15 protein-coding genes are annotated in these 26,590 nt (G+C 45.8%); 12 read left to right on the forward strand and 3 right to left on the reverse strand.

Annotated features, from left to right (window positions below):
* Nucleotides 1-393: 393 nt before the first annotated feature.
* From B4V02_RS25525 to B4V02_RS25555, 8 genes are all read left to right on the forward strand, one after another.
* On the forward strand, nucleotides 394-2,505 hold the full coding sequence (locus B4V02_RS25525) for a type I restriction-modification system subunit M (protein WP_094156878.1): 2,112 nt from the start codon (nucleotides 394-396) through the stop codon (nucleotides 2,503-2,505).
* A complete protein-coding gene (locus B4V02_RS25530) occupies nucleotides 2,502-3,764 on the forward strand; it encodes a restriction endonuclease subunit S domain-containing protein (protein ID WP_167383786.1) in 1,263 nt (420 codons plus the stop codon). The genes B4V02_RS25525 and B4V02_RS25530 overlap by 4 nt, the downstream gene beginning before the upstream one ends.
* Complete coding sequence (locus B4V02_RS25535) at nucleotides 3,761-6,766, forward strand: type I restriction endonuclease subunit R (protein ID WP_094156880.1); 3,006 nt, start codon at nucleotides 3,761-3,763, stop codon at nucleotides 6,764-6,766. The genes B4V02_RS25530 and B4V02_RS25535 overlap by 4 nt, the downstream gene beginning before the upstream one ends.
* A gap of 502 nt (nucleotides 6,767-7,268) precedes the next feature.
* On the forward strand, nucleotides 7,269-7,895 hold the full coding sequence (locus tag B4V02_RS25540) for a hypothetical protein (protein WP_058712166.1): 627 nt from the start codon (nucleotides 7,269-7,271) through the stop codon (nucleotides 7,893-7,895).
* A 70-nt stretch (nucleotides 7,896-7,965) separates the two neighbouring features.
* A complete protein-coding gene (locus B4V02_RS26240) occupies nucleotides 7,966-8,295 on the forward strand; it encodes a hypothetical protein (RefSeq protein WP_167383730.1) in 330 nt (109 codons plus the stop codon).
* Between the two features lie 510 nt (nucleotides 8,296-8,805).
* Complete coding sequence (locus B4V02_RS26905; RefSeq protein ID WP_244188406.1) at nucleotides 8,806-8,919, forward strand: phosphotransferase; 114 nt, start codon at nucleotides 8,806-8,808, stop codon at nucleotides 8,917-8,919.
* Nucleotides 8,920-9,216: 297 nt separating this feature from the next.
* On the forward strand, nucleotides 9,217-11,001 hold the full coding sequence (locus tag B4V02_RS25550; protein WP_094156881.1) for a M3 family oligoendopeptidase: 1,785 nt from the start codon (nucleotides 9,217-9,219) through the stop codon (nucleotides 10,999-11,001).
* Between the two features lie 544 nt (nucleotides 11,002-11,545).
* Nucleotides 11,546-12,925: an FAD-binding oxidoreductase gene (locus B4V02_RS25555; RefSeq protein ID WP_094156882.1), complete on the forward strand. Its 1,380-nt coding sequence runs from the start codon at nucleotides 11,546-11,548 to the stop codon at nucleotides 12,923-12,925.
* Between the two features lie 275 nt (nucleotides 12,926-13,200).
* Here the strand turns inward: B4V02_RS25555 and B4V02_RS25560 are convergent, their stop codons facing one another.
* The 3 genes from B4V02_RS25560 to B4V02_RS26910 all read right to left on the reverse strand — a co-directional run bounded on the left by B4V02_RS25560 (nucleotide 13,201) and on the right by B4V02_RS26910 (nucleotide 14,874).
* On the reverse strand, nucleotides 13,201-13,767 hold the full coding sequence (locus B4V02_RS25560; RefSeq protein ID WP_094156883.1) for a DUF4062 domain-containing protein: 567 nt from the start codon (nucleotides 13,765-13,767) through the stop codon (nucleotides 13,201-13,203).
* Nucleotides 13,768-14,008: 241 nt separating this feature from the next.
* Nucleotides 14,009-14,434: an exosporium protein C gene (locus B4V02_RS25565; RefSeq protein ID WP_094156884.1), complete on the reverse strand. Its 426-nt coding sequence runs from the start codon at nucleotides 14,432-14,434 to the stop codon at nucleotides 14,009-14,011.
* 74 nt (nucleotides 14,435-14,508) lie between these two features.
* Nucleotides 14,509-14,874: a DUF421 domain-containing protein gene (locus B4V02_RS26910; RefSeq protein ID WP_244188407.1), complete on the reverse strand. Its 366-nt coding sequence runs from the start codon at nucleotides 14,872-14,874 to the stop codon at nucleotides 14,509-14,511.
* 1,450 nt (nucleotides 14,875-16,324) lie between these two features.
* Between B4V02_RS26910 and B4V02_RS25575 the strand changes: the two genes are divergently transcribed.
* The 4 genes from B4V02_RS25575 (at nucleotide 16,325) to B4V02_RS25590 (ending at nucleotide 26,174) form a co-directional block, all read left to right on the forward strand.
* Nucleotides 16,325-22,576 (forward strand): DUF7601 domain-containing protein, encoded by a 6,252-nt coding sequence (locus B4V02_RS25575; RefSeq protein ID WP_094156885.1) that lies wholly within the window; start codon nucleotides 16,325-16,327, stop codon nucleotides 22,574-22,576.
* Nucleotides 22,577-22,596: 20 nt separating this feature from the next.
* Nucleotides 22,597-23,376 (forward strand): class B sortase, encoded by a 780-nt coding sequence (gene srtB / locus B4V02_RS25580; RefSeq protein WP_094156886.1) that lies wholly within the window; start codon nucleotides 22,597-22,599, stop codon nucleotides 23,374-23,376.
* 703 nt (nucleotides 23,377-24,079) lie between these two features.
* Nucleotides 24,080-24,616 (forward strand): hypothetical protein, encoded by a 537-nt coding sequence (locus B4V02_RS25585; RefSeq protein ID WP_094156887.1) that lies wholly within the window; start codon nucleotides 24,080-24,082, stop codon nucleotides 24,614-24,616.
* A gap of 661 nt (nucleotides 24,617-25,277) precedes the next feature.
* On the forward strand, nucleotides 25,278-26,174 hold the full coding sequence (locus B4V02_RS25590) for a class I SAM-dependent methyltransferase (protein ID WP_094156888.1): 897 nt from the start codon (nucleotides 25,278-25,280) through the stop codon (nucleotides 26,172-26,174).
* The last annotated feature ends 416 nt before the right edge of the window (nucleotides 26,175-26,590 follow it).

The raw sequence follows: 26,590 nt of genomic DNA on the forward strand, positions 1-26,590 counted from the left end.
TTCTCTTGAGTGCATTACAAGTGAATGTAACGATTTCTTAGAATATTCTATGATATAGTTGATTGGGGAGTTCAAAGTTTAATTTGGTGTATTTTAATGTCGTGTCTGGACTGAGGTTGGTGCGTTCAATCAGAGATTCCGATAGCTGCCTTTTTATTTTTAAGTCAGAATTTTCTGTAAGTAGATCCAAGCATTATATGACAAAATATATAAAACTTTGATTGTAAGATGTATTTTGTGATTCAAATTATTCAAGTTTCATACTATATGTATGTAGCTAAAAGGAACTATCCCTTACTACTATGCAGGAAAACAATATAATTCAAGACTTCCATCGCTGACTATTGGTGTAAATAGGAAAATGATGAAGAAAATCATAGGAGGAGTCACCCAATGGCGACTAAACTTGTAATCGATGCGATGTGGGATGATGCACCCATAGATGTATCCGCAGAAGTGAATTTTATATGGTCTATCGCAAACAAACTGCGCGGACCCTATCAAAGTGATAAATATAAAGATGTCATCATCCCGATGACGATTATTCGCCGTTTTGAGTGCGCTCTTGAACCGACCAAAAATGCGGTTGTTGCCCAGCATAAAGCAAACCCGAACTATCCGGCTAAGGCTATGTACCGTGTATCCGGCTTTCAGTTTTACAACACGAGCGAATATGACCTTGCAGAACTCATTAACGATTCCGAGAATCTTGCCGCTAACTTCAAAAGCTACATTCAAGGTTTCTCGGCAAACGTGCAGGAGATTATCCTCTCCAACGACAAAGGCTTAGATTTTAAGACTCAAATAGATAAGATGGATAAGAGTAACCGGCTCTTGTCCGTCATAAAAGCGTTCTCTGAACTCGACTTGAATCCACAGACCATAGACAATGTGAAGATGGGGTATATATTCGAGGAACTAATAAAAAAGTTCTCAGAAAATGCCGAGGCAGGCGACCACTACACAGGTAGGGACATTGTTAAGACGATGGTAAACATTCTGCTTGCGGAAGGCTGCGAAGACATCTTCGATGACGGTAAAATCATCACTATATTAGACCAAGCCTGTGGAACGGGTGGCATGCTCACGACTGGACTAAACTTCATTAAGCGTTATAATCCGACCGCCGATGTGCGGCTGTTCGGGCAAGAAGTAAACCCTGAATCATATGCAATGTGCCTAGCGGAAATGCTTATCAAAGGGCAAAACGCCGAAAATATTCGCTACCGTAACACGATGGAGGAAGATTGCTTCCGAGACACTAAAATGCGGTTTGTACTTGAAAATCCTCCGTTCGGAACGCCGTGGGGCGGCAAAGATGCGCCGGAGGGCATGGAAGATGCTGTTAGGAAAGAAAGCTTAAAAGGCTTTGACGGACGTTGGGGAGCGGGATTGCCCAGCTCCGGTGATGCACAAATGCTGTTCGTACAGTCTGCTGTAAATAAGCTGGATGATAAACTTGGACGATGTGCTATTATCCAAAACGGCAGTCCGCTGTTTTCCGGCGGCACGTCATCGGGTGAGAGTCAAATCCGCCGTTGGCTTATTGAGGAAGATTTAATAGAGGCGATTATCGCTCTGCCGACCGACCTTTTCTACAACACAGGCATTGCCACCTACGTGTGGGTGCTTTCAAAAAATAAACGCAAAGAGCGCCAAGGCAAGATTCAGCTTATAAACGCCACGGGCATTTACCATAAACTTCGCAAATCCCTCGGCGATAAGAAGAATGAAATCAGTCCCGAAGACCGCTCTGTCATCACAAAGCTTTACGCGGATTTTGAGGAAAACGAACTTTGCAAAATATTCAAGAATGAAGAGTTTCTCTATCGTGAATATACGGTAATGCAGCCGTTGCAGCGCAGCTACGCCATAACCGCAGAGCGGATAACCGCTATGCTTTCCAAGGGTGCACTCTCATCTCTCTATGACGAGGCGAAAGTCGCCGAACTGGAAAGCGCTGAGGAACTGGGCGGTAAAGACCAAAAGAAACTTGAAGGTTACCAAGAGAAAAAGCCTTTGTATGACAGCATTGTCGCTGCGCTTGAAGCGGCTATATCTGACAAAGTGTATCTCTCGCCGAAGGCGTTTGAGCCTGTATTGGCAGACATGTTGTTGCTTCACACCGCCGACAAGAAGCTACTGAACAAAATAGCCGACGGGCTTTCCGTGATGGACAAAACCGCAGAGATTCAGCGCGACAAAAAAGGCGAGATTATATACGACAAGGAAACCAAGGATACCGAAATCGTCAAGTACGAAGAGGATATCGAAACCTATATGGCGCGAGAGGTCTATCCGCATATTCCGGATGCAAAGGCGTTCTTTGAGGAAGACCTATCCAAGAAGAAGCCCGTAATCAAGACCGGCGCGCAGATACCGTTTACCCGCTACTTCTATGAATACCAACAACCGACGCCAAGCGAGGAGCTGGAAGCCAGATTCTTGGAATTGGAGTCTGCCGTTTCTGCGCGAATTAAGAAGCTGTTTAGCGGGGTGAAATGATGAGAGAGATGAAAGACAGCGGGATTGAATGGTTGGGTTCGATCCCCAAAGATTGGCACTTAGAGAGATTGCAATGGCATTTGAATGAAGTGAATATTTCCAATAACCCCATAAAGACTGAACAGATTCTTTCTCTTACAAATAAACTCGGTGTAATACCTTATGAAGAGAAAGGCAATCAGGGCAATAAGTCAAAGGAAAACTATTCAGAGTATAAATTGGCTTACCCCAACACAATAGTTGCAAATAGCATGAATGTAATTATTGGTTCGGTTGGAATTTCTAATTATTTTGGCTGTGTTAGCCCTGTTTATTACGTTTTTAAACCTCTAGCAAAAGAAAGCATTGAGTTTATTAACTATGTTTTTCAAACCGTGGGGTTTCAGAAAGAATTAAGAAAATATGCAAATGGAATTCTTGAAATTCGCCTACGTGTTTCGGCAGATGGGATACTTAAAAGACCTATACCATATCCGTCGTTAGAAGAACAAGAACGCATCTCGAATTATCTTGCGGAAAAATGTTCGGAAATTGATTCAGTAACCTTTGAAATTCAATCTCAAATTGATTTGCTTGAACAGTATAAGCAATCATTAATTACCGAATCCATATCTAAGGGAATCGATGGACACCCTATGACAGTTTCGCATGAGGTTCCTTGGATTTCTGGTATACCTCGTGGTTGGCGAATGAGCAAAATAAAATACGAAATTATACCACTAAATAGAAATGTCGAAAATGATGACGAAGTCATTACGTGCTTTAGAGATGGACAAGTCACACTAAGAAAAAACAGACGAGAAGACGGTTTTACGGTATCGTATACTGAAAATGGATATCAAGGTGTTAATGAGGGGGACTTGGTCATTCATGGAATGGATACTTTTGCCGGGGCTATTGGATGCTCCGACAGTCGAGGAAAATGTTCCCCTGTTGTCCATGTCTGTAAAACAAGTGGAAACAATAGATATTTTATGTACTGTTTGCGAAGCATGGCAAAAAATGATGTACTTTGGTTCTATGCTAACGGGGTTCGGGTAAGGTCAAGTGATTTTCGCAATTTCAGCAGTCTGGGGAGATTTACCATTTTAGTACCACCCCAAAAGGAACAGGATGCTATTGTGGAGTTTTTAGATAATAAATGTGAAGACATAGATGCTGTTGTTGCATTCAAAAAATCTCAAATAAGCATTCTTGACGAGTGCAAGAAGTCCCTCATATACGAATATGTTACAGGCAAAAAGGAGGTCACAGTATGAATATGATACTGAGCGAAAAAGAATACCAAGCATTTATAATGGAGCGGTTGCATAAAGACAACGGCTATCTTGAGCCGCGCAAAGCCACTAATTTTGACCGCCTCTTTGGCCTTGATCGTGAACTGCTTTTTCAGTTTCTTAACGATACGCAAAAGGAAATGATGGATGCTATTGCCAATATTTACAAAGATAACTTAGAAGAAACCATCATCAACTTCATAAACACCGAAACCACAAAGAGCGGCGGCAGCTTACTTAATGTCTTAAAGAACGGCATTGAAATCTCAAATATGCCGTTGAAACTGATGTACAACAAACCCGCCACTGACTTTAATAAAGAGTTACTGGCTAACTATGAGAAAAATATCTTCTCTGTTATGGAAGAAGTCTGGGCAAGCGACTCCGAGCGCATCGACCTTGTTATCTTCCTAAATGGTCTCGCTATTATGAGTTTTGAACTCAAATGCAATATGGCAGGGCAATCCTATGGAGATGCAATCTATCAGTATCGTGCCGAACGTAACCCCAAGACGAGACTGTTCCGCTTTAAGGCGGGGGTTCTCGTCAATTTTGCTATGGACTTGGAAGAAGTCTATATGACCACAAAGCTGTCCGGCAGCGATACGTTCTTTTTGCCGTTTAATACTGGTAACGGTACAGGCGTGAATGCCGGCAAGGGTAACCCGCCACGCAGAGACGAAAACAGCGACTATAGCGTGTCGTATATGTGGAATGATATTCTAAAAAAGGATACCATCATCAACCTTATCACGAAGTTTATCTTTATCGAGACGAAAGAAAAGGAAGATGAACTCACTGGTAAGAAGAAGAAGAGCGAGAATGTTATCTTCCCTCGCTACCATCAGCTTGATGTTATCCGCAAGATTCTCGGTGATGTTTACGAAAACTTAACCTCTCAGAATTATCTGATTCAGCATAGTGCAGGTTCCGGCAAAACCAATTCTATCGCTTGGCTTGCTCATAGGCTGACCTCACTCCACGATGCAGATAACAGAATCATCTTTGATAACATCATTATTGTCACCGACCGTGTTATTGTTGACCGTCAATTACAAGCGGCGGTTATGGGGCTTGAGCATAAAAGCGGACTTATTAAGGTTATGGACGATAAGTGCAACTCCGCCGACCTTGCTAAAGCCCTTGCAAGCAATACCAAAATTATAGCTACGACAATTCAAAAGTTCCCTTACATAGTGGATTCTGTTAAGGGACTGAAAGATAAGCATTTCGCCGTGATTATTGACGAAGCGCATTCCTCAACAGCCGGCAAAGATATGGCGGCGGTTACAAAATCGCTCGGTGCGGGTGAGCAAGAATACGATGACATTCAGGACGAGATTGTTGACGAAATCGCTCGCAACGGCAAACAGGAAAATGTGTCTATATTTGCCTTTACCGCTACTCCTAAGCCGACTACTCTACAACTGTTCGGTAAGCTGAACTACAAAGGACAGCGTGAGGCATTCCATATTTATTCGATGAAACAGGCAATCGAAGAAGGCTTTATTCTCGATGTACTTCAAAACTATACGACGTACAACACGTTCTACCAGATTAACAAAGAAGTCGAGGATGACCCTCGTTGCAAAACAAACGATGCTAAAAGGCAAATCGCCCGCTTTGTCGAGCTACACGAAACGAACATCGGGCAACGCATTGAGGTTATAGTCGAGCATTTTCGCACAAGCGTAATGTCAGAACTCGGCGGTATGGCAAAGTCTATGGTGGTAACCGCCTCCCGTGAAGCAGCTGTAAAATATCGCAAGGCTCTGGAAGATTACATCACCAAGAAAGGCTATACCGACATTCACGCTCTAGTGGCTTTTTCCGGCAAGGTTAAAGTTAAAATCAAAGATGAAAACGGCAATAAAGAAGAAAAAGAGTATTCCGAAGCGGGTATGAATGGGTTTTCGGAAGATAAACTTGCAAAGCAGTTTGATAAAGATGATTACAATGTACTGCTTGTGGCGAATAAGTACCAGACGGGTTTTGACCAACCCAAACTCTGCGCTATGTATGTTCTGAAAACACTGAAAGGTGTGACTGCGGTTCAAACACTCTCAAGGCTTAACCGTATCTGTCCGCCGTTTGAAAAGAAATCTTTTATACTGGACTTTTCCAACAGCTACGAGGATATAAAGGCGGCGTTTGCTCCGTACTTTACGACCACGTTGCTTTCCAATTCTGTAACTCCTACGGCCATCTATGATTTGGAAGCACAGATTGATGCTTATTATGTACTTGACCCCTCCGACATCGATGCCGCCAATGATCTGCTTTACAAAAGCATCATTGATGCCAGGGATAAGAAAAAGCTGACTTTCTATTTCTCGAAAGCAAAGAAACAAATTGAAAACTACGATCTTATGGAGCAAACTCAGATAGTTTCACTTATGCGGAATTTCAATCGGTTTTATGAATTCTTAATTCAAGTGTCCTCTTTCGAAGATGTGGACTTACATAAGAAGTATAACTTCATCACTTACTTGCTGTCGTATATCAATATTAAACACCCCGGCGGCGGTTTTGACCTTGACGGTAAGATTAAAGCGACTAACTTCGTACAGAAAAAAGCGGAGGAACACCAGACCCCTAACCTCGTGGCGCAGCCTATAGTAAAACTGCCTGTGGCAGATAAGTTCGGCTTGACCGAAGTCAAGGAGGAGCGGCTTTCGCAGATTATCGCCGAAATTAACTCACGCACAGGCAAAAACTACGATAACGATGTAGCCGTGAAAGCAATGTTACAGATTAGGGATATTTTGCTGAAATCCTCTAAACTGAAAACAACCGCAAAAAACAACACGATTAAAGACTTCGAGTTTTCTTATTTAGACAGCATTGACGATGCGCTTATTGAGGGGCTTGAGCAAAACAAGGACTTCTTCTCGTTGTTGCTGGATAACGATGAAATCAAGAAACAAATGCTTGGTATATTCACTGATGAAATATATATGAGTCTGCGTGAAGTAGGGGAGTAAATCTTTATAGACGCAGTATTACTTGCAATAGGCATAGTTATAGTCGTTCTGTTAGTGGGCGTGATTATTCGCCAAATCATCGGACGAAGAAGCAGGTCACTTAGCTACTGTGACCTGCTTTTTTTTGAAATTACCAGAAAAATTCGCCGATAGACCCGATACGGTGAACCGTATCATAAGTAGGGCGAAATTTTTATAGCGTATGCTTATAGAAATATAAAGTTCCTGAATAACGTTAGGTTTAGAGGAAATATGATTTGTAGTATTGAAAGGTGATGCTAAAGGGTGGAAAGCTGAGTACACGAAAATGGTTAATGACTTTCTATTCAATCCTGATAATTTGCTTTGCTTAGGGAAGTTTTAGGAGACATACTTACTTCAGAGGCAAAATTGGCCGTCACAGTGATTTGCTGAAGCTAACTCTACAATCTGTTATTGTCTTAATGGATTTGTATCTAAATGTAGCATTCATGTTGAATAAGTTTATAAAGGGGCATGCGCTATGTCTTTAAATAATCAAGAGCTTCACAAGGAATCGATTAAGTACCTCACAACTGCGCCGATTCGCGAAAATGATCCTAGGTTTATGAGCGCATTAGATGATGTAGTCTATGAGTTTTTAACAAAAGAAGAGGCAGACTTAATAGAAATCTTGTATTTTAAATCTAAGAATGCCGCATGGCGAAATAAAATTCTGAGAGGTCTCATCCAATGCAAGGAATTAGAGTTGAAAGATTTTTTTCAGAAAGCTTATAAAAAAGAACGATACTTAGATATGAAACTACTCACGATCCATGGACTGGCCCAATATGCTACCGAACAAGAGATCGACAAGGTCATCAATCATTTCTTAAAGCTCTTAATAAAAAGAGCAGAGACAACTCCTTATAACTACTATGAATATGAGTTTCTAAGGTCTGCTTTCGGGTTTCCTCTTCTAATTAAAAAATACGGGTATTCCTGTTTTGAAAAGGTATATCAACAAGTCGAGAAACAATATCAGGATATGCCAGAAGCATTTAAGGGGCACTTGACCTTTGATGAAGATGGGAAGCAAGTTTCGTTGAGAACTCCGATGAAAATAAAGCAAATGATAGATCGTTTTTATGAATCACGAAATCTTCGATAAGCTGAGTCCAAGAAGTTGAAAAGCAGCGACGACTATAACAATGATGAGGTTTGTTGAAAGGAGAATAGAGATGACCGTAAAGTTTACTTTGAATTATACGGATGGAGATTTCATTGAAACCATAGAAGTTCCAATTTATAAAGTGTATCGCGAGGGTAACTCTTTTCAACTGTATCATTTAAATCGCAACCCTGCTCGTATTGAACACAAGGAATTGTTGGTTATCGATGAATCGGGGATTGCCCCAGAGTGTATGTTTAAAAGTGTCACAGAATTTTGTGAAAAAATTATCCCCTATTTATTGAATAGGAAAAATGAGTCATTGTTTTTATTCGGGGAGTATTATGATGCAGAGAAAGATAAGATGATGGACATTGATGATATCAGATTCCCTGTTTAATAGGCGGGGCAGCCACCTTACAAGAAGAAGAGAAAAAGTAGTCGGATTTGAGTCGATTTTCAGAGAAACAAACCGGAAGAATCGCTCCAAAACAGGAGGTTACATATGAGTTCTATTCTAAAAGTTATAGAAAAGCTAAAGTTGAACGTCTTGAATATTGAAGATGTCCCAGAGTCATTAACAAGGATGAACTATTCCGTGAATTTCAGATGCTTGAAGCATTGAAGGGTATAATACCTGTTCCTAGGGTATTGGACATTTGGTACGGGGATGAAAGTACTACTGGAGCATTGCTTCTTTCAGCAATTCAAGGTATGCCTTGTACAGGAGACATTGATGAGAAACTCTCTTTTCAAATTGGCGTGTATCATGCTATGCTCCACGAGGTTAAAACTGCTGGATATGGTTACCATGTGACTGATGGTTTTAAGCTAGTATGAAAGATGTATTCTTCACTTTGATGGAGTTTTCTCTGCTTTACCGGATCCTGACGGACCATGCATTGTTCACATGGATTTTAGACCAGGTAATATATTGGTGAATGGTAATGAGGTTGCTGGCATTATTGATTTCGAGAGTGCCCGTGGAGGATCGTCGGAAATAGATTTTACAACCAATTTGTAGGGTATGAATAAGATAAAATGAGACGAGTCCTGCGGATGCGGGGCTTTTTGGTGTGAGTGAAGAAGAAGATTGGTCAGCGACTTATCACATATTAGGGAATAAGTGGGCGTGTTATACTTGACATTAACTTTGCTTAACAAAGTACCGGAAGAGGTGGAAACATGTAAGTCTTAGCCGCAGAATACAATATTCGAATTATCCCAATAAAATATAACGCAGCCTGCTATACGTTCGATATGGTCGGTTGCCGGGATACGTATAGCATCGCTTGTGTTTACGATAAGGAGATTAACGGCGATGAACTTAACATGGGACTTGGAGAGTCTGTATCCCTCATTCCAGTCGGAGAAATATCAAAAGGATTATAAACATGCAGCAGAGCTTGCAGATGAACTTGGTGCGAGGGAAAAGCTTCATTTACACACTCAAGAGAAGGCTGCGATTCTAACGGAAGATTTTCTTAGGCAATATAATGCATTCAGGAGCGTGTATCTGTGCTTATTCAGCTATGCAGAACTGGTATTCAGCATTGACAACGGGAATACAGAAGCAGCAAATCAGATGGATGCATTGGAAGAAATGGCTGCGGGTTCCGAAGAAGCTCTAGCAAATTTCAGCAAATGGCTGGCAAGCATGAGTGGGGAAGAGCTTGATACTATTATTGGCTCGGGTGAGTATGTGGGTCAGCATGCTTTTTATTTGCGTCAGCTGCAGCAGCAGTCAAGGTATTTGCTCAGTGAAGAAGCTGAGGCAGTCATTGCCCGGATGCAGCTTACCGGCGCCAAAGCGTGGGAGAGACTGTACATGAAGATACAGTCTACCTTGCGTGTAGAGGTGGAGATGAAAGGGGCAATGCATCAGCTGTCTTTGACGGAGCTGCGCAATCTGGTGTACGACCATGATTCTCAGGTTAGGCAGGCGGCATATGAAGCGGAAGCCAAGGCTTGCCGCAGTGTTGCCGAACAGAGTGCAGCTTGTCTTAATGCGGTGTGTGGAGAGGCGATAGGAATCTATGAGCTAAGAGGGTACAAATCGCCGCTGCATAAAGTACTGGAGACCTCACGTATGGATCAGGAGACGCTGGAAGCAATGCTGCAAGCGATTAAGGAGAGCCTGCCTGCCTTTCATCAGTATTATCTTCACAAAGCAAAGCTTCTGGGCCACGCGGGACCGCTCCCTTTCCATGATATCTTTGCTCCGGTTGGCGAGGACTCTTCCGTCAAAATTAGCTACCCGGAGGCACAAGAGCTTATTGTTGCCGGGTTTAACTCGTTCAGTACAGAACTGGGTGCGTTCGCCCGCAAGGTGTTCATCTCCAGATGGATCGATGCGGAGTCACGGGCAGGAAAAGGGAACTTTGGCATGTGCATTGATATCGCACCAATCCAAGAGAGCCGGATTATAACCAGCTTCACCGGGAGCTATATGGATGTTGGTATACTGGCGCATGAGATTGGTCATGCCTACCATAGCAACTGTCTTGCCGGAAAGACTATGGTCAATATAGATTATCCGATTCCGATTGCCGAGACGGCGTCGATCTTTTGTGAGGGTCTGATTAATCAAGAGTTACTGCTGAGTGCATCGGAAGGAGAAGTCTTGCCGATCCTGGAGCGGAGCCTCTCGGATGCCGGTTATTATATCGTTGATTTCTATGCCCGTTATCTGTTTGAAAGCCAGCTTTATGAGCATAGGAAATCAGGCTCGCTAACGGTGGAAGAACTGAACAGCCTGATGCAGGATGCCATGTCTGCGGCCTATGGAAGCAGTATTGACCCGGATTCTATTCATTCCTACCAGTGGATTAGCAAGGCTGGTTATTATATGACAGGCAATGAGTTTCTGAATTTCCCGTATTCGTTTGGGCTGTTGTTCTCTAAAGGGCTATTCGCGCAGTATAAGAAACGTGAAGGCGGATTCGCCGAGCAATTTCAAGCCTTCTTGGCCGCCAGCAGCACCACCATGGTTGCAGATGCCGGGCAGTTAATGGGTATCGATGTGCGTTCACCAGAGTTCTGGAGAGATGCGCTGGCCTTGATTGGGGAAGATATTCAGCGCTTCGTTGGGCGCCATGGGGAATAATAACAACAGGAAATGACAAGCATTTAGTAAACCTGCACATGCACAATGTCATTAAGATTAACTCAAAGACAGAGCTGGAATAAGAATAGAATACAATACACTGTTAAAAGCAGTGAAATCTAATATAATTGAATGGTACATTGGTAAGCTCTCTAAGTTGGGGAGCTTTTCTCTTTGTCTTTAGATGACAGGGTGAGCGCTTTATAATAGTGATTACAAGATGATAATGGGGGGAGACTCATGAATAAACGGCAAGATATTTTAAATGCTTGGATTAAGGGTGCGTATTCAGCGGCTACGACCGCTGCCATGGGATGAGGCGGAAGCCAAGATGCACCTGGAATTAGCACCTTGAATAATCTCTATTAGGAAACTAAGCAACTAAGAAATTATCGTGAGTAGTAAATCTAATAATGTGCTACTTTAATAATGTGCTACTTTTACGATTCAAGCTGGGCGTTTGCCGTTACTAGGACAGGTGTCCCTACATAGAAATAAGCTGATGAGGAAGGCTTAAGCCATAAGCAGGGATGGTGTAAAGTAGATGGCACAAAAGTTGAAAAAGAAAAGTACACGATTAACCGGAAGGATCGTAATCCCGGGCAATCCGTCATACAATACGGCCAGAATGGAGTTCAACAGGCGCTTTTCCAAATTTCCAAGGGTTATTGTTTTTTGCCAACGAACTCAGGATGTAATCAACGCAGTCAAATGGGCTCGTGAGCGGGGCATACGGCTGCGAGTGCGCAGCGGACGGCATAGCTATGAAGGCTTCTCAACTGTAAATGGCGGTATTATTATCGATGTGAGCGAGATGAATAAGGTTAAGGTTGATCGAAAAAATAGAGTGGCCATTGTACAAACGGGAAATCCACTTGCCCGTGTGTACAAAAAGCTGTGGAATAAGCGTGTGACAATTCCGGCGGGAACCGCGCCCGACGTAGGCGTAGCTGGGCTTACCCTGGGAGGAGGCATTGGACTTCTTTCCCGCAAATATGGACTTACGTGCGATAACTTGAAACAAGTGAAGATGGTCGTAGCTTCGGGACGGTATGGGGCAAAGACGATTGTGGCAAACAGGAAGAAACATTCCGATCTGTTGTGGGCATCACAAGGCGGAGGGGGAGGGAACTTTGGTGTTGCTACAGAATATACATTTCGGGTTAGACCGATTTCATCGGTTTCTATATATAGTATTACGTGGAAATGGAGTGATCTTGAGAAGGTGTTCCCGGCTTGGCAGCGCTGGGCTCCGTCTGTCACGAACCGCTTAACCTCAACCATTGAGGTGGCTGCCAAGCAGGTGGGGACCATTGTATCTACCGGGCAATTGCTTGGCGGTGCAGAGGAGCTGCGTCGATTGATTAGACCGCTCTTGCGAACAGGTACTCCGGTGAAGGTGATGGTGAAGACAGTGCCTTTTATTGAAGCAACCAAATTTTTTGCCGAATCAGACCTGAATTTGGAACCAAAGTTTAAAATAACCGGGGCCTACGGGTTCCAACCTTTGCCGCCTGAAGGAGTACGAATTATACGCGACTTTTTATCCAAAGCACCCAACAGGCATTCTAACGTGTGGAGTCAGAGCTTGGGTGGTACAGGAAGCGCGGTGAGTCGAGTATCGCCTACTGCAACGACCTATCCTCATAGGAAGGCTGAGACAATCTACGAACTGTCAGCCCGCTGGAGAAACAACAGGGAGCAGGAGCGGAATATTCAGTGGGTGGAAAGGTTCCGTAGAGCGTTGCGTCCCTTTGTTAAAGGGGATTATGTGAATTTTCCCGATCTGCAGATTAAGAACTGGCCCAAGGCGTATTATGGCGAGAACTTTGGCAGATTGAAGCAGGTGAAACGAAAGTACGATCCTCATAATGTGTTTCGTTTTGCTCAGAGTATTCCAGTGGGTAAACAGGTCAAAAAATGACAATACGCACACCAGATCGAATTAAAACAAGGAGCTGACGGCGGCAGCTCCTTTAGCCATTTCGCTGATAGTGACGTTAAGCTGAACTGTATCCTAAATAAGGACAAGATTTGAAAGCTTTGAAGGAGAAATGGAAGGAGATTCAACTCAAGCAGGACATAGATTGATGAATTCCTTTGAGAAGCAGGCGGGGACCATTTCGGGGTTCGTTTTCTCATTAAAGGAGAATATTAAAGGAAGACAGGAGAAAGGGGCTGGTTGTGCCAGCCCCTCTTTCATTTCTTTTTCTCCAACTCCGCCTTTAATCTTGCATTCTCTTCCAACAGCTTTTGAACGTCCGGGACAACCTTGCCGGAAACCCAGCCATACAAATCGTCTCTTGCTGCATACTCCGGCAATTGATCACGAAGTACCATTTTAATGTGCCGTACATCTTCAACATAATAGATCGGGATTTGTTCCATGACCGATTGCTTAAACTCTTGAAACTCCTGATAGTATTCAATTGCTGCGAAGTCGTATGGCTTTTGTCTTAATGCTTCGTCTGTGACAACAAAAGCAAATCTAGGCTTGCCCGCTTCTCCGGCATACTCATATTCCCAATGCGTATAGCTCTTGGATTCATCAGGAAGCGTTAAGCCATAGAATCCTCCGAGAATCAGGATATATACATCGGACTCGTCAATCCATCTCTTCCTAATTTTCATTGGACTTTCCTTGAAAGATTGCTCGATTCCAGCAGGGATATGACCGGCTTGAAGTACGGCTTCAACAGCGGTATGTCTTTCCTCAATAAGATCGTAGTAAGTAGACGATATGTAAATTTGTAATTTTTTTCTCATAGGCCACCTAAATTAAAGAATTAGTATAGATAGAATCTACCACTCGCTCGCTTTATTTGTCAAAATGACTGGGGGTTTCATGTGGGAATGTTTTCCCCATGTGGAGAAACGAATAGAATCGTATTTCTTTTAGGAAACCAGAGCACCTCCTAATTGAGGTGCTCTGGTTATTGCAGCAGTAATCAGTTGTTTTGGACGTGAACTGCCTGTTTGTGCGTGACATCGATGATAAGAGGCGATGTTAGTTTCTGGTTTTAACAGCTAACCCACTAAATGATATTGGTCCTACAACATCTACTCTTGTATTTGCAGTACGGTTTTCTGCTGTGACTGTGTAAGAATGAGTACCTGCTTTTACATTTCTATCTTCAGCTTGGAAGGTAACGATATAATTTTGCTCTGAACCCGTAGATTCGATACCTTGCTGTGTGTTGAAAATTTCTGTATTACCGCGGAAGACTCTAAAGAGAACTTGCCCAATGCCTTTGATACCTCTGACACCAACGGATGCTACCAAATCTACCCGGTTCGGTTGAGAATTCACTGGAATCCGTATTGCGATCGTTGCTATACCAGATTTTTGTGGGGAACGTCGAATAGTAAACGATTTGGCCGGGTTAAAGCGACTAAGCGACTGTACGGCCGATTTATCAAGGATACGTACCACAATATCAACTCCTCCTATGTGATGCTCTAATTTATGTAAGATTCAGAGAGAGTGATTGGGCCAAATTAACATAATTAATAAGTTTGTTTTTCGACGATTTTGCCGTCAATGATAAGCTCAGTCGGGATTCTTTGAATAGGCGTAACGGTTGCTTTTATATCTTTTTTTGTTGCAGGCAGTAGTTCTTCTTTTCTCAACACACTGAGTTTACCGTCAGGTTCCAGAATTGCAAATTCGACTTCTTTGGGTGAGAAGACATCTTTGTTCCGAAGCATCATGATTAAATCGTCGATGTTGAGGTGTTGTTTAGCCAATGCCTTTTCCAAAATCTCTCCTTTTTTGATGAGAATCGTAGGCTGGCCGTCGAGAATCTCACGAGCTTTGACGGAGTACAATCCGATCAATGCGATGATGAACGCCAAGAGCGACCATAAGACCAAGCTAGATATTCCTTGCAGCAGCGTGATTTGTCTGTTGACGATAATCTCGGCAGTGGTGGAGCCGAAGGCGATCCCTGTTACATAATTAAAAAACGTTAGATGTCCGACTTGTTTTTTTACCGAGCAGACGCGTCAAAACGAGTAGAGCAACGAAGGACGTTGCCGTACGAAATAGAATTTCTTCATACGTCATGTGCTGAACTCCTTGCATAACAGATAGTTTTAGATTGGCCTTTATTCCCATCCCCTATACTTGTTCAGTGAAAGGAACCTAATGAACATGAACGACATATTTCCAGGGTTCAGGTAAAAAGTAGGTAGATTTAGGGAGGGGAGATTGTCATGAAAGCAGTGTTATTCTTGGGAGGATTTGAACGGCGGCGAGCCCATCAAGCGATTTTTGGCGTACGCATGCCCCATTCGCACAGGCAGCCCGCCCCCGGCGTAGACTGAACTGAAATCAATGAGCGAGGTGAACTTCCATGGCAAATCTCAATGATGAATTGTCGATATATAACAATTAACTTCGCCTATTTGTGTTTCTGCTTGATGGACCAACAACCACTGACGCTTTGAAGTCTGTCAGTGGTTGTTTTTTATTGAGATTTGCAAGGAGAGGGCACGGTCTGCATTTTATAGAGATTCTGTAAAAGCTAAGATTTAAACTATATATTCTTCTTTCAACATTGTTAGACAAGATACCAGAAATATGTTTTTCGGGTCTTGTCGAAAAAAGTTTATTGACTTACACTGAACAGGAAAACTCTTCAAATTTTAATTATTAAAAAAGAACTAAGACAGGCTGGTTATATGTAGATTTCCTATAATCGGTGTTCTACAATCTGAAAGGATTTTTGTGATGGTAGCTCACAGCGAAATTAAGATACCAGGAAGAGAACACTACTACATGAACCAGTAAGCCAATCAGTCTCTAGGAGGAGGTGAAAAAGAGGAAATTTAGCAAGTTACTACGATCTGGAGGTACTGCGGCAAAGCGAATGAGCATCATTTAGAAGGCCCGGCGCAATCACGTGTTTCGGTGAGGTATTACTTTCTTCGTGCAGTCGGTTTTATGCCGATCGGATCGGACTGGACTGCATGTGATGGTGGGGATCGAGTTTCACGCTACTTATTGTCGAGCGGTTGTTTAGATTTTGTATAGGTCCCTCGTAATATAATGTTGAAATACGCCGTGTAAACGGGGTGCATTCTGCCATTTGCAGTATGTAAGTGGCGAAGATAATCGAAGGAGAGGGGAAGATAGCTGCTAAGCATGATCAACGGCCTGCACCCCACGGCACTTACACGTTCATCTGGGACTCCTCAAGATTTCGATGATATAAAGGGCCGCTGGGATCAAGCAAATAGCATATGTCTATTCGCTTGAGCGATTAAATCGGGGAGATGAGCCAGATATCCCCGAAATTTTGGGAATGAAGGGGAAATTTATTTGAAAAGAAAACGCAGTATGGGCAAAACTGTGCTATCTTTCTGCCTAGCAGTTTTGCTTGTCTTGCAGACGGTGACGTTCTCTGCTGTCGCATTTGCGGGGAGCGCGCCAGACGGTTTCGGGACGGTGGACGAACCGTCATCGGTATCTGAGGCAGTGTACGCTGCGTCGACCGAACCGTCGTCAGTACCTGAGGCGGTGTACGCTATGTCGGCCAGTCTCGCAGCGGTGGCGGCAGATCCGGCTGACAAAACGGCGGTGCTCATGGGGGCGAATTCGTCCTTTCCGCTGGAAGTCATACAGGATGGGAATGTCTTAAAGACGGGTGACACCATTCACGGCAGAAAACCCTTCTCCCTTAAGTCGACCGGCATCAAGGTTCCGGTGAAGGGGGACGCCACCGACCCGAACACGGTGGATGACAACACGGTCATTTTGTATGGCGATTATGTGATGCTGGACAAAGCGACCTACTTTTCGGAAGTGATTCTGCCGACTGCCACCATGACGCTGACGGAAAAGTCGGGTTTCAAAATCGGAACCGCCCACTTCTCCGAAGCGGGCGTCAAGGTTGTGTTTGACGGCGAAGAACGTTTTTTCAATGGCCAGGGCAAGAACGTTACCTTCGGCTTTGAATCCACCGCAAAGGCGGATGTGTCGAACATAAACTATGGCGATAAAAAGCCGATTGGCATTTTCGGGTCGAGCTACATGCTCGAAAACCCCGAGATCACGCCTGCGTACAGCATCACAAAGAGATCCAACAGCAACGCTTCCGAAAATGGCTGGATCGATCAGGCGGCTTTTGTAGAGGGGGCAATCGAGTGGCAGTTGGAAATTGCCGCCACGGATATGTTTGACCCTGCCATCCCGCAGCCGCTGGACAGACTGAAGCTGTATGACGCGCTCGATCCGGCCCAGGTGGGCACCTATGTGGAGGGTTCACTCAAAGTCAACGGCAGCGCGGCGACACCGGACAGCGGCACCGCGAACGCGCTGGCCTACACCTTCCCCGCGGGTTTCGGTGACAAGGCGATCGTCACCTTCAAGACGTGGATTCCCAAGGCGAAATATTACTATGAGTATAACAGCGGTAATAATGGGTATCAGACCATCACCAATACCGCAGAGCTGAGGGACGCGTCGGACAGTAAACTGCATTCTTCGGATCCGTGGCGCGTTACTTTCAAGCCCGACTGGATTCAGAAGAGCGGTACACTGGACAAGCGGTCGAGCTCCACAGATCCACGCACCATTACATGGACAATTGATGTCAACAAGAATTACAGCAAGCAGGGTCTGAAAGACTTCACGATCACCGATGCCCTGCCGATCGGACTTACCTGGAAATCAGCCGCATGGCAGTCGTGGGACAGTGTCAATAAGACATGGTCAGCGACAACAACGCCGATTACCCCCGACGCAAATAATGTGTATTCTTTCGGTGAGGTAAACGGCCCGATTCGGCTGGTCATTGTGTCCGAAGTTACGGGCAGTACTACCGGCTTCACCAACAAGGCCACCGCCCAGTGGAAGCTGGATGTCAATACTGTGCAGAACAATGACCAAGCTAGCGTATGGGACACCGCCGTTATCACCATTGGCGCCCATACTTTGACAAAGAGCGTAGGTACCGGTAATACCCTTGGTTTGGGCATATTGCCGTGGAAGGTTACCCTCACACCTCAGGAGGCCCTGCCGGACGGTGCGGTGTACGATCTGCTGGTGTATGGGGATGCGAACTCAATCGACTTCGCCAAGGTTACTGCCAGCCCGGCGCTTGACTCTGGAATTCTGAATCAGTTGAAGGGAAACTATAGGGAGAATTACTACCAGCGTTTTCAGTCCGGTTCCTTTCAGTCAAGTGACGGCTTAACGCATAAGGTATACACCCTTTCACAGGACGGGAAGCCTGTCGCGGACTTGCTTCAGGTCACCGGATACAATACCGATAAGCCCGCTTCCTTCATATATAATTCCTTGATGACACAGTGGGAGCACTTCGCGGGCAATAAGAGCACAGATCAGTTTAATCGGGCGTCCCTGTTTGAAGGTACAAATCGAACAATTGATTCAACTCGGCCTTCTAACCGGGTCAACAGCGGCATGCTGGCCAAAGAGATGCTCTATGCGTCCAAACCCAATGGAACAAGCGTTATTCCTAACGATGTCAGAAGCTACATCCGAGACGATGCTAACCAAGCATATACACTGGCAGCCTATGATCAGGTGACCAAGACGGTGACCTTCCGGTTTTCGGTCAATATGAACGGCATGAAGACCGAGGAGATGGCTAAGGATGGCGGCAATCACGTTGCCAGCGACATCAAACTCGTCGATACCCTGCCCGAGGGCTGGGAGTTTGTGCCCTATTCGGAGGGGCAGAGTTTTGCGATTTACAAAGGAAACCGGGCAGACTATGGAGCGACTGTTAGCGCTGCGTCGCTTATTCCCGACCCAAGTGGTCTCGTGAGCTTCTCCGCCGCAGGGAACATAGGTACCTTTTCCTTTACCAAGCTGGAAAGTCCCTATGTCGTTCTGGTCAAAGCAAGACCTAGCGAGGCGGCCCTCCGTCAATACTTTGAAACCGGCGGAGCAAAGCATGAGATGACGAACAACGCCGAGATGAAAATCACATGGGGGGATGAGCCTACCACGGTTGCAGCCAGCCGCAAGGTCATTGTTCCGATGCAGACACTGGGCAAATCAGTGACGAAGCCGAACCCCGGCGTGCTGGAGTGGACGGTGAATTACACCCCGCCCTTCGAGGTGAAGGACGGCGTCTATCTGCAGGATACCCTTGGCGAGGGGCTGGCGCTGCGTAAGGACGAGAATGGGAACCTTTCGCTGCGGCGCCCTGACATGGCGGTGTACCGCGCCAAGCTGACCCCGAGCGGTGAACTGACAAAGGACGGCGACGCGCTGAACCTGTACGACCCGAACAGTGAGGTCAAGGTGGAGGCCGTCACAGAAGGCGGCGCAACCCGGCTGATCTTCCGCATGGAAAATCCGAATCAGCTCTACCAGCTGGTATATCAGACGGAGATCACCGCAGTGCCTAGCGGCGGAAAGGCGGGCAACGAGATTAAGCTGATGGGCGATGACACCCTGAAGAACATTGGCGCCAAAAGCGAACACGCGGTTGATAACAGTGACGTAGGCGGCAGCGCGGAGACCCAGGGCAAGCTGGATCTGCTCAAGGTCGACCCTGCAGGCAAGCCGCTCAGTGGTGTAGTATTCACGTTGTATGAGCCCGACGGCGTAACTGAGGTCACTGGTGGAACTACGGGTGCGGACGGCAAGCTTAGCCTGTTTGTCAAAGCGGGGCTTTACGTGCTCAAACAAACCTATATTGACCCGATCACCTATCTTCCGACCACGACGGTGTATCAGGTGCGTGTAGCTTCAACTCCCTGGAACCCCATCTGGGTGGACGGGGTGGAGGTAACCAGCGCCAAACCGCTGGTTGTGCCAACCCCTGTGTGGGTGCCCGGCGATCTGAAGCTGGACACGGCGATAGAGGGGAAAGGGGCAGACCCGAACAAGGACTTTGAATATACGGTTACCTTCAGCAACGGCAAGTCTTATGCCTATTCCGGCTCAGTAAGCGGGACCATGGCCAGCGGCGGAACCGTTAAGCTGAAAGGCGGCCAGGCCATTACCATCAAGAATATCCCGGATGGCATCACCTACACCATCGTCCAGAAGGATTACACGGGCGAAGGCTACGCTACCAATCCGGAGAGTCTGACGCGTACCGGCAGCATTGTGGCGAAGGAAACTGCCGAAGCGAAGTTCGTCAATGCCAAGTACCTTCCCGGCAAGCTGACGATCGGGAAGACGGTCGCGGGCAACCGCGGGGACAAGAACAAGGCGTTCGAGTTCACTGTCACTTTCGGTGGCCCGGGTGCGGGTAAAACGTATACGTATACGACATCGGGCGGAGCGACGGGAACTGTCGGGTCCGGCGGCATGATCTCCCTCAAGCATGGGGAAACCGCCGTCATCGCTGGGATTCCCAAGGATACAACCTACACCGTCACCGAGGCCGATTATATGAACGAAGGCTACACGACAACTTGGCCGGACCGGCAAACGACCGGCACCATTGCCGAGGAGGGCGAACATAAAGCCGAGGTCGTCAACACGAGGATGGTGTACGGCGGCCTGCTGATCGGGGAGACGGTGGAAGGCACCGGGGCGGACAAGAATAAAGAATTTGAGTTTACTGTCCAATTCCCGGATGCCGCCACAGGTAAGGCGTACGCCTACACGAAGTCGGACGGCACGCAGGGAACGATCAAGTCCGACGATAAGATTACTCTCAAGCATGGGGAAACCATTGCTATTGAAGGTATTCCGAGCGGTGACAGCTATATCGTCACCGAGACCGATTATACGGCCGAGGATTACACCACCGATCCGGCGAATCGGACGTATAGCGGCACGATCGTGGAGAAGAAGATTGCCGAAGCCCGCTTCGTCAATGCGAAGTATCTCACGGGCCAACTGACGCTGACGGCAGATCCTGCGGTCGTTCCCGGCAACGGCACGACGCCTTCGCAGTTGACGGCAACGTTGACTGATTATGAAGGGAAGCCGGTTGCGAACCAGGATGTCGTCTTCACACTGCCTGATCAATCGGAAGTAACAGCCAAGACCGATGCGCAAGGAAAAGCGGTCATCCCTTATACACCGCCAAAGCTGAACACCACAACGCCCGAGGAGCATCACATCACGGCCAAGGTGGACAGTCTGACGGAAGGGAAATTGACCGCTGACACGAAGGTAACCGCCGTACCGGCGGCTGTCACCGGAGTGCTGCGCGACAATACAACGGGAGAAGTGATTCCGAATGCGACCGTTGTCATCACCGATGAAAAGAATGGCGAGAAGCACGAGATCACGACCGATGCCAATGGCGCGTACTTCCACCCTGTGGAGTATGGTGGCGACTATACGATTAGCTTTACGAAACAGATCAAAGTGAATGGTACTGACGAGTCGATCACTTTCACGCAAAAAGCGGAAGTTGACGGCGAGGTGAAGGGCGGCGAGCTGGTTCCAGCGCACATTACGGCTGTAGGCGTCGTGCTTCTGAAGCAGCCTGCAGGGCAGTCTTCGCTGCTGAACGGCGAACTCGCCGGGAAGATGCGCATTTATTTACGGGATGCGAACGGCCAATATGTTGTGGATGAGAACGGCGCTCTGAAAGCATTCAACTTGCAACCGAACGGGGCATTCTCTGTGGATGGCTTATCCGCGAAGAACTACAAAATGGAAGTGCGTTACGAAGTTGCGCCGGGCAAAGAACTGACGATCATTCGGGATGCGGAGCTGGACGTGAAGGCGAACGGGGAATTGAATATTTCTCAGGAGCTTGTTGACCCGTATGGCATCATTACGGATGCAACGACCGGTACAACGATTGAAGGTGCCGAAGTGACGCTGTACTATGCTGATACACCGGAGAACAAGGCGAAAGGCATCGTGCCAGGCATGAAAGTAACGTTGCCTATGATTCCAGGCTTTGCGCCGAACGATAACGTCAGCCCAAGTCAGAACAGCGACGCAAACGGCGCATATGCGTATATGGTGTTCCCGGACACGGATTACTATTTGGTTGTAACGAAAGCCGGGTATGAGACGCATACAAGCCCAACTATCTCGGTCGGAAGCGACATCGTACCCTACAATATACAGTTGAAGCCGGTAAGTTCCGGCGGCAATGGCGGCGGCGGTGGCGGTGGCGGTGGCGGAACTGGATCCGGCAACAGCAATAGCGGAACCGACAACGGCAACAACGGAGCTGGCAACGTCGGCAATGGAACCGGCAATGTCAACAACGGAACTGGCAACGTCGGCAATGGAACCAGCGATGTCAACAACGGAGCTGGTAACGTCGACAGCGGAACCGGCGATGTCAACAACGGAGCTGGTAACGTCGGTAACGGAACCAGTGACGTCAACAACGGAGCTGGTAACGTCGACAACGGAACCGGCAACGTCAACAACGGAGCTGGTAACGTCGACAACGGAACCGGCGACGTCAACAACGGAGCTGGCAACGTCGACAATGGAACCGACGAAGGCGACAACCGAGTCGGCAACGTCGACAACGAGCTGGACAATGTTCCGAAAACAGGAGATAGCAGCGCACCGCCAATGTTCTATATGGCTTTGGCGCTGATGTCCTTGATTACGATCGGGTTCTGTTTACTCAGTAGCAAGAAGAAAAAACACATCCAGTAACCGGAAAAGGCGGTAAGAAAATGAGTAAAATTAAAAAAATTCTTATCGTCGTTTCCTTCCTTGTGTTGGTATTTTCTCTCGTCAATATTGCGAGAATACTCCTGTGGGATTATGCCGAGCAACAGAAAATTGAAGAGCTGACAAAAGTTTGGGAGGAAGGATCGAACAAAAGAGGAGGGGAGGCGCTCCCCTCCTCTTTAATCACGAAAGCACATGGGTCGATCATGCTTCCCGAATTTCGAGAGCTTTACGAGAGAAACCCAGACATCGTCGGTTGGCTGAAGATTGACGGCACACGAATTGAGTACCCGGTCATGCAGAATCCACAGGATGCGCAGTACTATCTCAATCATGATTTCAATAAAAAGGAAAGCAAAAGCGGCCTCCCCTTTTTGGACGAGCATAGCCAGATCAACGGTTCGGACATTTTGCTGATTCACGGGCATCACATGAACAGCGGCTGGATGTTTAAAGATTTGATGAAGTACAAGAAAGAAAGCTTCTATAAAGAGCATGCTACGTTGCAGTTCAGTACGCTTTACGAAAAGGGAGAGTATGAGATTGTTGCCGTTATTCTGTCAAAAGTTTATCGCAAATCGGACGACGTTTTTAAATACTACCAGATTGAGAAGGTAAATACGCCAGCCGAGTTCAATTCGTATGTTCAGAACATCAAAAAACTTGCTCTTTACGACACGGGCGTAACAGCCCGGTATGGCGACAGGCTTATTGTACTGTCAACGTGTGAGTACTCGACCGAAAACGGCCGGTTAGCGGTAATCGCCCGAAAGCGTAAATGACGATGTTGAAACACAGGGTCAAGTTGCTTCATATCGCGTTCTCCCTTGGAGGACGTGATTTTTTTTAAGTAGGTCTAACCTCGCTATAGTCGGCACCTTATTAAGCATTTCCTTAGGAGAGCCAAAGTTCGAGTAATTATTTCAATTGATCCAGTTTAGGGGGCACCCATTTAGGTGCCCTTATTCTTCGCTGATAGACCCGTTAAACTGAGCTGTATCATAAGTGAAGGCCGCGGGCGCCCTTTCTTCTCACTACTCATTTGATCCCATAGCTGTGTGAATCCTTTAGCATCCCCATACATACATAATATCCACGTTTTCATTCGCTTGTTGCTCCATCACATGCTCAATAGCCGATTTCCTTCTTAACACCTACTTTTTTTACTCTTTGTGTGGGGTTCATAAAAAAGGCTCCAGCCCAGCAGGCTAGAGACGTGTCTTTTCTCGGTTATACTATTCTGATTTTTTGAAGCTTTACTCGTTAAATAGCTAAACAAGCGACGAGCGAAGCGGAGGCACAAGTGAGGCGTTTCGGCTTAGAGACCCCAAAGTGGAGCCATGGTTAGTGGGGTTATCCTTGGGAGGACTTGAGCGGCGGCGAGCCCATTAAGCGATTTTCGGGGTGCGCATGCCCCATTCGCACAGGCAGGCAGCCCGCCCCTGGCGTAAACTGAATTATAATCAGTGAGCGAGGTGAACTTCCATGGCACAATCGAAGGGGATGCGTGCACGGGCTAAGAAGTTTCAGGGCCGTCCGGTCTGCGTCACTCTGCATAGCGGAGAGACTTACGTCGGCTACATCACCGACGTTAATTGCGGCGGGTTGGTACTTGCCAGCGCTGGAGCCCCTCCACGTGCTTCTTCCGGGAAGCAAGACTCCCGATCTCTCAAACGCAGAGCTGGTGCGCATGCCCCGGGCGTCCGTCTCGGTAACCGAAGAAGCGGCGCGCGTAAATCGTCTGGCCGTTCGCGCTCCCACAAGCCGGACGCCCAGGTGTCGGCATTCCTACCGATGATGGGCTCGCTGTTAGGCGGCCTGGGCGGGCTTGGCGGCGCCACTGCGGGCGCAGGAGGGCTTGGTGGTATGCTTGGGGGCGGCCTGCGGCTGTTCGGCATGATCCAGAAATTTGTCCCGGTCGTGAAGATGGGCTATGGCATGATCAAGTCCATTCGTCCGTTCCTCGGCGCCGTTAAAGGCTTGATGCCTTCGGCTGGTCCGGCCACGCAGGATGACGAATAATCGTATACCTGCGGACTTTAAGCCCCCTTTGACCACTCGAAGGGGGCTAGCCCACACCATCACTTTCTAACAAGGAATAAAAATGATCCCGGTCTTCGTCATCAAATTTGCCAAGTGTCCGCACCCTGACATATTCATGGCCGCCATACATGTTTATTTCCTCTTTTGATATCGTTGAAAAATTGCCGATAATTATTAACCAAGCTGTGAGGTCTTTTTCTTTTGAGAGAAATAATTAGGGTTATCAAGGTGTTAATCAGCCTGCTTCAAAGGCTTTAACAAAATTTAGCCGTTATAGCGTATAAGGAGAACATAGAAACATAGTTTACACTCATTTTGGATTTGTTATGTTTATGAAAAATGTCTAAGATAGTCGACGTGTTTTGACGATAAATAAGTTGTCAATACTATATCTCACAATGAGGAGAGCTTTTCGAATGCGTGTTAATATATTTCTAGCGCATGTGTAATACACGTGTTTTATGTGATTCGTGGTTAATAGATGGTGCTTTTTATAGTTGGTTCCACTATCCCCTGTTAAATTTTCTTCCAGAGGACTTTGCAAACGTAGATTATATTTATTTATCAGCAATGTGATCGTTTTGATTTTTCATTTATTCAATTTTTATCATACCTTCATTGCTAAAAGGGGAGCCGCTCAATGTATGAACATGTGTTTTTGAATCAATATGGTTATTATGAATTGAAAAATAAGCCTACTAAAGACGAACTTGATGAATATTATTCTAAAAAATATTATCAGGATCCTAAGGGGAGCTATGAAGCAAGCTATTCTCCCGAAGAAATTACTTATTCCAATAATCAATTGGAAAGAAAATATTATCTTATTCGAAAACTAATTGGTGAATTGGACTCTAATCAATCTTATAAATTTTTGGATATCGGTTGTGGTGAAGGCTGGGCATTAAAGTTTTTTAGGGAGAAGTCATGGCAAGTAACAGGAATGGATTTTAGTAATTACGGCTGTAAGCAGTTTAACCCGGATTGTGTAGAAGACATTTTGGTCGGGGATATTGAAAAGACCATTAAATCAAGTCTTAATAAGGGAAAATACCATTGTATTTTGTTGGATAATGTACTTGAGCACCTTCTCGATCCTTTGGAAACCTTAAAGTATTGCTCGAGCCTACTTGAGCCCAATGGAGTTCTTATCATAGAAGTTCCAAACGACTTTTCGCCTATTCAAAAGAAACTATATGAGGAAAATTATGTTTCAAGAAATTATTGGGTTGTAAGTCCCGATCATATTTCATATTTTAATAGAATGGGATTAGCAAGCTTATGTAAAGAAGCGGGATTTTCTGAAGAATATTTCATCGGTGATTATCCTATTGATTTAAACTTGTTTAATCCAAATACTAATTATATTAATGATTCAACAAAAGGGAACTCGTGTCATAAAGAACGAATTGCAATTGAAAATTTATTAAATGATCTTTCTATAGAAAAAACATTAAATTTGTATTCGGCACTAGGGGAATTAGGATTTGGAAGGCAATTAACTGGATTTTTCCAAAAGAAAGAATGTAACTTATAGTCAATAATTTTATAATGAAATTCGAAATTACTAAATATGAAATGCGGTCAAATTACTACCATTAGTCAAGTAAAGGAAAAGCGTTAAAATCTCCCCCTGCTGCCCGTCAAGGCATAAAGCTTGCCTTGACGGGCTCTCTTTTTGGTATTCTTCTTGCAGAACGGGACCACGGTTTTGAAACTCATGATCTTCCCATCCCATCCGGACACAGCAGGGTGGTCCAGAGTCGTTTGAATGCCGCGACAAAATGAAAAGGACATGCAGCGGCGATTCGCATCACATGTCCTTGGGTTTATCAATTATAATAAAATTTTTCCTGGTTGTTCATTTTCAGAAACTGAGAGAGATGGCGTTGGCACTTTCTTCAAGCTTAAGCAGAGATTCATACACCGCTTGAAGCTTTTCGTGTCTCTAAT

The organism is Paenibacillus kribbensis (genome assembly GCF_002240415.1).
In the GTDB taxonomy this organism is placed as follows: domain Bacteria; phylum Bacillota; class Bacilli; order Paenibacillales; family Paenibacillaceae; genus Paenibacillus; species Paenibacillus kribbensis.

Bases quoted from the DNA above. Each gene is read 5' to 3' on its own strand.
- B4V02_RS25585 (WP_094156887.1), top strand. From the start codon at position 24,080: ATGGCACAATCGAAGGGGATGCGTGCACGGGCTAAGAAGTTTCAGGGC.
- B4V02_RS25525 (WP_094156878.1), top strand. From the start codon at position 394: ATGGCGACTAAACTTGTAATCGATGCGATGTGGGATGATGCACCCATA.
- B4V02_RS25540 (WP_058712166.1), top strand. From the start codon at position 7,269: ATGTCTTTAAATAATCAAGAGCTTCACAAGGAATCGATTAAGTACCTC.
- B4V02_RS25555 (WP_094156882.1), top strand. From the start codon at position 11,546: ATGGCACAAAAGTTGAAAAAGAAAAGTACACGATTAACCGGAAGGATC.
- B4V02_RS26905 (WP_244188406.1), top strand. From the start codon at position 8,806: ATGGATTTTAGACCAGGTAATATATTGGTGAATGGTAATGAGGTTGCT.
- B4V02_RS25560 (WP_094156883.1), bottom strand. From the start codon at position 13,767: ATGAGAAAAAAATTACAAATTTACATATCGTCTACTTACTACGATCTT.
- B4V02_RS25530 (WP_167383786.1), top strand. From the start codon at position 2,502: ATGATGAGAGAGATGAAAGACAGCGGGATTGAATGGTTGGGTTCGATC.
- B4V02_RS25590 (WP_094156888.1), top strand. From the start codon at position 25,278: ATGTATGAACATGTGTTTTTGAATCAATATGGTTATTATGAATTGAAA.
- srtB (WP_094156886.1), top strand. From the start codon at position 22,597: ATGAGTAAAATTAAAAAAATTCTTATCGTCGTTTCCTTCCTTGTGTTG.
- B4V02_RS25550 (WP_094156881.1), top strand. From the start codon at position 9,217: ATGAACTTAACATGGGACTTGGAGAGTCTGTATCCCTCATTCCAGTCG.
- B4V02_RS25535 (WP_094156880.1), top strand. From the start codon at position 3,761: ATGAATATGATACTGAGCGAAAAAGAATACCAAGCATTTATAATGGAG.
- B4V02_RS26240 (WP_167383730.1), top strand. From the start codon at position 7,966: ATGACCGTAAAGTTTACTTTGAATTATACGGATGGAGATTTCATTGAA.